Origin of the sequence: Microbacterium sp. (genome assembly GCF_047972865.1) — a bacterium.
GTDB lineage: Bacteria > Actinomycetota > Actinomycetes > Actinomycetales > Microbacteriaceae > Microbacterium.
The window spans coordinates 21,761-29,542 of sequence record NZ_JBKEAY010000095.1; the positions used below are offsets into that span (position 1 = coordinate 21,761).

The window sequence follows — 7,782 nt, forward strand, 5'->3', positions numbered from 1 at the left end:
CGGTGACGTCGGGCGGAGGCCGGGGTACGGTGGAGTCATGCCTCACTTCGTGATCGATCTCGGCAAACAGGTGGCCACCCTCGGTGCGAGCGCCGTCTATGGGGAACAGCAGGATGTCGACGGCATCCGCTTCATCCCCGTCGCGCTCTCGTCCTTCGGATTCGGTGGCGGCGAGGGCGGCACCGGCGACGAGACCGGCAGCGGGGGTGGCGGTGGCGGTTCGGCGATCCCGGTCGGTGCCTACATCCGGCGCGGCGACGACCTGCGGTTCGAGCCGAACGTGGTGTCGTTGCTGGCGGTGGCGATTCCGTTCGTGTGGGTGGCGGGGCGTGCGCTGAGCCGCGTCATCCGTGCCCTCAAGCGCTGACCCGGTCGCGGACGCCCTGCGCGCCGCCGCCGATGCGGTGGCGGATGCCGTGCGCGACCACCGCGACGTGGCCGCGGTCGTCCTGATCGACGGGCGGTCGGGGTCGGGAAAGTCGACGTTGGCGGCCCGCGTCGCGGCGGCGTGGCCGTGGCGCGTCGGTGCCGACGTGCTGGCGCTGGATTCGGTGTACCCCGGCTGGGATGGGCTGGCCGCGGGGGCGGCCCAGGTGCGGGATCGGGTGCTCCGGCCGCGGGCGGAGGGCGTCCGCGCGGCGTGGCATCGGTGGGACTGGGTGCGCGACCGCGCGGCGGAGGAGCATGTCGTCGACCCCGGCCGCGGGTTGATCGTCGAGGGGGTGGGCGCGCTGGATGCCGACACGGCGCCGCTGGCACCGATCCGGGTGTGGCTGGAATCGCCGGCCGACGCGCGCCGCGATCGGGCGCTGGCGCGCGACGGCGACGCGTTCCGGCCGCACTGGGAGCGATGGGCCCGTCAGGAAGAGGTCCACCTGGCCGCGCACGCACCGGCGAGCTTTGCCACGCACGTTTTCGCGGTGCCGTGATCAGGCGTCCAGCGCGCGGATCAGTCCGTCGAGCCGGAAACCCAGCCACTCGTACACGCCGTACCTCGGGTCGTCGGGGTCGTGATCGTCTTCGTCGACGATGCCGACGCGGGTGGCGATGACCAGCCGCAGGGCAGAGAGCGTCCGCATCCACGCGAGGGCTTCGTCGGAATCGAGGGTGACGACGAAGGTCTCAGTGGCATCCTCATCCGAGACGTCCGCCGGGGCGAGGGGTTCGGTGTCGCTGTCCAGTGAGTCGAGGACCGTACCGACGTCGGCGGCGCGCCGCCCCAGCAGGTCGGATTCGGTGAGCCGACGGAACTCGCTCGCGTCGGTGGGGTCCTGGTACCCGTCGGGCACGAGTCGGGCGACGGCGGGGTCGCTGGTGTCGGTGTCGTTGAGCAGTTCGCCGAACTGGCGCACCAGGTCTCCCAGGTGGGCGGCCTCCAGCCGGGACAGTTCCAGCACGATGACGGCGGGGGTCATGACGGGGCCTCCCGCACGGTGGCGGACAGTCCGTAGTCGTGCATGGCGTGCACGTGCAGTTCCATCTGTTCGCGCGCGCCCTCGGCGACGACGGCGTGCCCGGAGCGGTGCACCTGCAGCATGAGCTGTTCGGCGCGGTCGGCGGTGTAGCCGAAGTAGGTGCGGAAGACGTAGGACACGTAGCTCATGAGGTTGACGGGATCGTTCCACACGATGGTCTGCCATGGGCCCGCGGTGCGGGGGCGGACGTCGACCGCTTCCTCTTCGAGCGGCAGCGCGGCGATCATGCCCACCCCAATTCGTGCAGCCGCTCGTCGTCGATGCCGTAGAAGTGTGCGATCTCGTGCACGAGTGTGGTGTGGACCTCGTCGCGGAGATCGTCGAGGTCTTGGCAGACGTCGAGGTGCGGTTCACGGTAGACGATGATGCGGTCGGGGAGGTCGCCCATCCCGTACCGCTCGCGCTCGGTGAGCGCGAGCCCGTCGTAGAGGCCGAGGAGGCCCAGGCTCCCGTCCTCCGGACGGTCTTCCACGACGAAGATCACGTTGTCGAGACCGTCGACCATCTCGCGGGGAAGCTGCGCGAGCTCGTCGGTGACGAGCGCGTCGAAGGCGTCGGCATCCATCTCAACCATGGCGGCGCCTCAGCGTGTGCGCGCAGCGGATCCCCCCGTGAGCCCGCGTGGCGCGGAGGACTGAATTGTTCACCGTTTCCTCGCTGCCTGGGTGACGACCGTCTCGTCGTCCATTATCGCAGTGGACCCGCGCAGCACGTCACGCGGCGAACAGCACCCGCGGCGCTGCCTGCGGGCACGCGCGGGTCGAGTATGCCGTAGAGGTGGATGTCGTGGTCCTCACCCCGGCCGTCTCGGCGGGCCGTGACAGCGCGGCGCGTCTGCGATCGCAGAGTTCGACGGCATCGAGGAAGTCTTCACCGGGCGTCTGCCTCGGAAGGATCGTCTCAGCGGTCGGTTGGCGCACCCAGGCATCGTGCGAGTTGGTCCAGTCGACCAGGAGCCGCCGAAGCGTTGCGTTGCCGAGATTCACCGCGAGTTCGGTGGTCATTGACATCCACCTGAAGACGAGGGCGGACTATTCGATTCCCGGCACGAGGGTGCCGGTACGGCGCCGGAGAGCGTTGATGATGGTGTCTTCAGCGTCGGACTCACCGATGGCGTTGTTCGGTGCGATGTCGAGAGCAAGACGACTCAAAGTGGGCGCGTCCGTAGCGACAACGAGCTGGAGTTCGATCGGTGTTGTTGAGCCGTCCGCCGGTGGCGCGTCCGCTATGTCGAAGACGTAGATCCAGTTGGGCGCCAGATTTGAGAGGTCGACCGCTTCGTCGCCGCGAGCTCGAAGGCGATGGGTCCCGTCCTGCATGTCAACGAGCTCGGGTGCTCCCAGGAAAGGTTGCCATGAGTCCCAGACGGGGCGCGGCAGTGCGAGGATGCAGCCCGATGAAGATGCGCGGCGAGTGATCTGAAACTTGAACATGACTTGATAGAACGTGCGCTTGAACACGTTGCTGATGTTCGGCCCTTCGACTCGGCGGCCCGGCCAATCGGGATGAGCGGAGACCTGTTCACCGAAGTCATCAGCATGAAGGTCGAGAGCGCTGCGCAGAGCATCAACTGCATGCCGATAAGTGCCGTGAGTATCGGTGGTCTGCATTTCGATCACACCGTAGCGGCCGAGGCACACGCCGGCGTCGGCTTCGGTGGGGACGACCTCAACGACTGTGGCATCGAACGACAACTCAGGGCTGTTCGGAGATCGTGGAAGGCTGATCTCCCCGCCAAAGAGTTGCTGAAAGGTGAGGAACTGCCGAGGTGCGACCGGATTCCGCGCGTCTGCGATGAGACGTTCGCGAAGACGGTCGTCTGCCAGGTTCGTGACTGGCAGCACATGGACAGCCTCGTCCTGGGTGAGTCCGAACAGCCGACGCACCATCGCATGCAGAAGATCGTCATCGAGCGCTCTATGGGGGCAGACGAGCCAGTCCTGTCGCACGCCATTGCTCCCTGCACTGATGGTGCAAACCCCGCGACTGTTGGCGCTCTTGACGCACTCGGTGTCGCGCTGTGCAACTTCCGAAAGGAAAGGGCAGCGCTCCGCCCGTTGGTCCTGCCGAGCACGGGCGTGATCGGCCACCGCCGGGTACACGCGGTGCCCGAACCACTCGGCGATGTGCGGGCGGAGCGCCTCCCTCTCTGCCGCAGTCCGTCGGGCTCGTGGTGCCGTCATGCGGCGAGTTTCTCGACCAGTTGACCATGTCGGTCGAGCAGCGCGAGAGGCTTGCGACGGAAGGGGTCGAGCAAGCGCTCACGATCCTCGTACCCCATGAGGCAGGCCCGCACCTCCGACGCGATCGCACGAGCAAGTGGAACGGGTACCGCGTTTCCTACTTGCGTGTACTTGCTTGTGTTCGGCCCGAAGAAGGAGAACCAGTCGGGGAATCCCTGGATGCGAGCAGCCTCTCGGATACTGATGGTCCGATCCTGTTCGGGATGGGTGTATTCACCAGACTTCGGGTCGCGGAACCGGGTGATGATCGATCGAGGAACGCCGTCCCAGGTCATTCGACGGTATCGACGTGTGTGATCTTTGCGAAGCGCCCGCTGCATACTCGGCGGGAGCAACTCGAAGGGAAGGTCACGCCAGTCCTGACCAGGTGCCAAGACACGCAACCGCTCCAAAGTCAGCGGACTGAGTGCGGCAGCGTAGTGATCGTGCAGTTCACTTGTCGCCATGCGGCGACCGTCACGTTCAGTACGTGCGGCCACCTGGAAGGCGTGTCGCGGTCGCCCGCCATATGCCAACGCACTCTCACCGGCACGAATCGATGGCAGATCTCCGATTGCCCCACGGGTAGTCAAAAAGCCTTCGTACAGCTCATCTGGGATCGTCGAGTTAGGTACGAGTTCGCCGATCCCTGCGCGCCCATGTGTCGGCCGCGGAAAGCCGAAGCCGGCGGGAATGTCCAAATCATTACGCCAGGCAATGATGACGAGGCGCCAACGCATCTGTGGCGCCCCGTACTGTGCCGCGAGCAGTTCCGCGCAAGCTGCCTGATAGCCCGCGGCCTGGAGGCCCGACAGGATGGATGTGAGGTAGTGGCCATCGTCCAGCGTGAGTAGGCCTGGAACGTTCTCGATCACGACAGCTTTCGGGCGGAGCGCTGCTGTTGTCCGCAGAACCTCTTGGAAGAGCGAGTTGCGTGAGTCCGAACTCTGGCGTGGCCCAATCATGCTGAAGCCTTGGCAGGGAGGGCCGGCAAAGAGGAGGTCGAGTTCGCCGACGCCTACCCCGGCCACGCCGAGAAAGTCACGCTCATCCAGTTGCTGGATGTCAGTGTCGACCACGACTCCGGGCAAGTGCTCATGGTGGGTGCGAGCGGCGTAGGCGTCGATCTCGACAGCGAAACGTAGGTCGAAGCCAGCCTGGACGATCCCCAAGCTCGCGCCACCAGCACCCGAGAAGAGGTCTGCTGCCGTGAACTGCGTGTTCACCTGTCATCACCACCGCTGGGGGCGGCTGACAGTGCAGTCGCGATGTACCTGCCGGCCGCTTCGGAGACCGAGAGATGCGACACCTCTGCCGCCTTCTCGAGTTGGACGGCGACCTCGACCGGGAGCCGAACGAGCACCGCCTTGCGTTCACCGCGCCACTGGGGCCTACGTCGATGCTCTGCCACGAACCAATCTTGATACAGGTTCCGGTCGCCACGAGGGAGGCGCGCGACGACGCGCGACGATCGGAGGCGAGTGGGTCTTCGAAGCTGGGTAGCCACCCTGTGGATGCGAGAGATCGATGCTGCCATGCCCTGAGTCTGCACGCGACCACCGACAATCACGGGGGACCGTCACGATCATGCTGCCAGGTTCCGGGGCCGGATGCGTGTAATCGGATGTCCAGGGCGCGTCGCGCCGCTGGGCGTTCGAGATTGTGACTGGCCGGGCCAGATCGTGCCGCAGCATCGTCGCTTGCGGCGGATGTATCTTCGTCCACGGTGACGCCTCCCACGAGGGAGGGCGAGCACGCGCTCGCCCGCGAGCTCGGTGACCTCATAGAGCAGATTGGCGGTAGCGATCAGAGAGGTGGTGATCGTTGCGGTTATCGACTCAGTCAGTTGTCGCGTGAGGATGCGGGTGATGGCGGCGGCGAGAAGCCAGCCGGTGCCATCGTCGAGCGTCTGTACCGGCAAGGGAATGGGTGCGGCCGTGCCGCTGGCTGCGATACCGCAGCTCATTTGTACGAGGCTGTCGAAGCCTCGGCGGTGACGCCAAGGCCCCACCCGCCCGTATGCGTCGAGGGACGCGATGATCAGATCCGGATTCACGGCTTTCAGTTCGGTTGCACCGTACCCCAGCCGAGCCAGCGCGTCAGCGCGAAGCCCGATGACGATCACGTCCGCCTGGACAACGAGTTCCTCGAACACACCGCGGTCGGAAGTGGCAGTGAGGTCAAGCGCAGCGGTCCGCTTGCCCTGGGTGGTTTCCGGGAGGAGCGCGGCGACTTCCTCGAAGCCGGGAGGGTCGATCCGCAGCACATCTGCGCCGTAGGCCGCAAGGAACTTGGTGCAGGTCGGCCCGGCGAGCACCCTCGTCAGATCAAGAACCCGTCGTCCGCTGAACGGCGCTTCTGGTCTCGCGGTCGCCCAGCGCGCGGGAGTAATCATCGGCCGCTCGGTGATGTCGAACGCAGGTGCAGTCGCGGTCGCTATGCCTGCGTGCGAGACGAGCCACGCTGAGCGGGTGGCCATAGCTGCCGCAGCTCCACCGGCCTCAATAACAGCACTCTCGGCGTCGATGCTTCGCTGGTTCGCGACCGCAGCCGCAACACCGTCACGGTCACGTGCATCGAGTGTCCGTTCGACGGCCGTTCGGTGCGCGGCGTAGTTCGTGTGGAGCCTGATCCAACCGTCCACCGTGCGGTAGTTACCCGAGAGGGGATCCCAGATTGGCGGTACCGTCCAGCCCTGCGGGGTGAACCACGCTTCCGGCTGGAACGCAGCACAGGCGTGGCGACTATCCACGCTCACCGCCCGCGTCGACGTTGCCTGCCGGTCAGCGAGAAGATCGGCGGCGGCCTGCGTGGCCACCGCAACCGCCGCGCTCGCCAAACCAGTCACATCGAACGCCGAAGGCAATACGACGCGCGGCCCAGTCACCATCGGCGCGGACGAAGGGTCCATCGCCTCGTGATGCCCGGAAGCCGCCCGCCAGAGGTGAGCAGTCACTAAGGAGAAGTCGTTGTCCATGTGACTCATGCTGTTCTTAAGCCAACCGATAATCAACCTTGATTATCATCAACCATTGCGCAGGAAGCGGCGTCCAGTGCCTCAACCGGGGAAGTATCGCCGAACCGCTCGTCCCCGGAATCTGAGGACGGGTTCTCTGTATTCCTCGATGGCGTGGGCGACCCATCCGGCAGCGCGGGCGATAGTAAAGATGGCCTCTCCTGCATCGGATGGAATATGCGCGAGAACGGACAGCAACCCGAGGGCGAAGTCAATGTTCGGTTTCGCCCGCGAACGCAGGTCAACCGCACTCATCACGGCATTCGCAGCGTCCATCTCCGGTGCATCTGCGAATACCTCGGCGAGCTGAGCGAGCAGGAGCGCCGCGCGGGGGTCACCGTTCGGGTAGAGGGGATGACCGAAGCCGGGAACGCTGCCATGTCTCTCCGCCGCCGTCGCGACGGCAGCTCGCGCCCCGCGCGAAGCGGCATCGGTAAGTGTCTGGTGCACGAGTCCGCTGGCGCTGCCATGCAGCGGACCCGCCAATGGCCCCATCCCTGTGAGCACGACGGAGAACACATCGGAGCGAGCAGATGCTGCGATTCGTGCCGCCATCGTTGACGTTGCAAGTTCGTGGTCAGCGAGCAGGACGAGAGCGGCGTTGACGATCGCCACAGCGCGCGTTGTTCCCGCCCGTGCGCTCAATAGAGCCCAGAGACGGCTGGCAATGCTCGCGCTGGTAGCTTGCCCGTCGAGAACGGGAGTCACCGCTTCGGCCCGGGTAGGCGTTGGTACGGCATCAACCATGCTCGCAATCAGGGAGCGAGCGGTGCTGACGACGTTGCCAACACTGAGGTCGGAGCGGAACGGTTCGTGTTCCGACGCCAGCACCACCGCAACACGGAGCCGATCACGAACGGACACCAGTTCGGGCAGCACCAACGGGTAGGACACCCAGTCCGCTCCAACAGACTCGTTGCCGCCCGTCCATAGCCACTCTGCGACCTGCTATTACGAGAGTTTCGTGCGGTTCAGGCGGCGGTGATGGGGGTGAGTGTGACGTCGTAGCCGAGGTTCTCCAACTGGCGCAAGGCTGCGTTGCGCGTTCTGTCGGGGTTGCGGAACGCGA

At 65.8% G+C, this 7,782-nt stretch carries 10 protein-coding genes; 2 read left to right on the forward strand and 8 right to left on the reverse strand.

Annotated features, from left to right (window positions below; genetic code table 11):
- Positions 1 to 37: 37 nt before the first annotated feature.
- Both ACK5KK_RS06050 and ACK5KK_RS06055 read left to right on the forward strand, forming a co-directional pair.
- The gene (locus tag ACK5KK_RS06050) at positions 38 to 367 is read left to right on the forward strand and encodes a hypothetical protein (protein WP_416889189.1); all 330 of its coding nucleotides are present in this window, start codon (positions 38 to 40) and stop codon (positions 365 to 367) included.
- Positions 351 to 929 carry a hypothetical protein gene (locus ACK5KK_RS06055; protein ID WP_416889190.1) on the forward strand — a complete coding sequence of 193 codons (579 nt, stop codon included), beginning with the start codon at positions 351 to 353 and terminating at the stop codon, positions 927 to 929. Before ACK5KK_RS06050 ends, ACK5KK_RS06055 begins: the two co-directional genes overlap by 17 nt.
- On the opposite strand, the gene ACK5KK_RS06060 is transcribed toward ACK5KK_RS06055, so the two are convergent.
- The 8 genes from ACK5KK_RS06060 to ACK5KK_RS06095 all read right to left on the reverse strand — a co-directional run bounded on the left by ACK5KK_RS06060 (position 930) and on the right by ACK5KK_RS06095 (position 7,592).
- On the reverse strand, positions 930 to 1,415 hold the full coding sequence (locus ACK5KK_RS06060) for a DUF2017 family protein (protein ID WP_416889191.1): 486 nt from the start codon (positions 1,413 to 1,415) through the stop codon (positions 930 to 932).
- A complete protein-coding gene (gene clpS, locus ACK5KK_RS06065; protein ID WP_416889192.1) occupies positions 1,412 to 1,702 on the reverse strand; it encodes an ATP-dependent Clp protease adapter ClpS in 291 nt (96 codons plus the stop codon). Before clpS ends, ACK5KK_RS06060 begins: the two co-directional genes overlap by 4 nt.
- Positions 1,699 to 2,049 carry a metallopeptidase family protein gene (locus tag ACK5KK_RS06070; RefSeq protein WP_416889193.1) on the reverse strand — a complete coding sequence of 117 codons (351 nt, stop codon included), beginning with the start codon at positions 2,047 to 2,049 and terminating at the stop codon, positions 1,699 to 1,701. Before ACK5KK_RS06070 ends, clpS begins: the two co-directional genes overlap by 4 nt.
- Before the next feature lie 139 nt (positions 2,050 to 2,188).
- Positions 2,189 to 2,479, reverse strand: a complete 291-nt coding sequence (locus ACK5KK_RS06075) for a hypothetical protein (protein WP_416889194.1) — start codon at positions 2,477 to 2,479, stop codon at positions 2,189 to 2,191.
- A gap of 27 nt (positions 2,480 to 2,506) precedes the next feature.
- Positions 2,507 to 3,424: a hypothetical protein gene (locus ACK5KK_RS06080; protein WP_416889195.1), complete on the reverse strand. Its 918-nt coding sequence runs from the start codon at positions 3,422 to 3,424 to the stop codon at positions 2,507 to 2,509.
- 230 nt (positions 3,425 to 3,654) lie between these two features.
- The gene (gene dcm, locus ACK5KK_RS06085; RefSeq protein ID WP_416889196.1) at positions 3,655 to 4,923 is read right to left on the reverse strand and encodes a DNA (cytosine-5-)-methyltransferase; all 1,269 of its coding nucleotides are present in this window, start codon (positions 4,921 to 4,923) and stop codon (positions 3,655 to 3,657) included.
- A 359-nt stretch (positions 4,924 to 5,282) separates the two neighbouring features.
- Entirely contained in the window at positions 5,283 to 6,674 is a 1,392-nt protein-coding gene (locus tag ACK5KK_RS06090) for a CoA transferase (RefSeq protein ID WP_416889197.1), read from the reverse strand.
- Positions 6,675 to 6,755: 81 nt separating this feature from the next.
- Positions 6,756 to 7,592 (reverse strand): citrate/2-methylcitrate synthase, encoded by an 837-nt coding sequence (locus ACK5KK_RS06095; RefSeq protein ID WP_416889198.1) that lies wholly within the window; start codon positions 7,590 to 7,592, stop codon positions 6,756 to 6,758.
- Between the last annotated feature and the right edge of the window lie 190 nt (positions 7,593 to 7,782).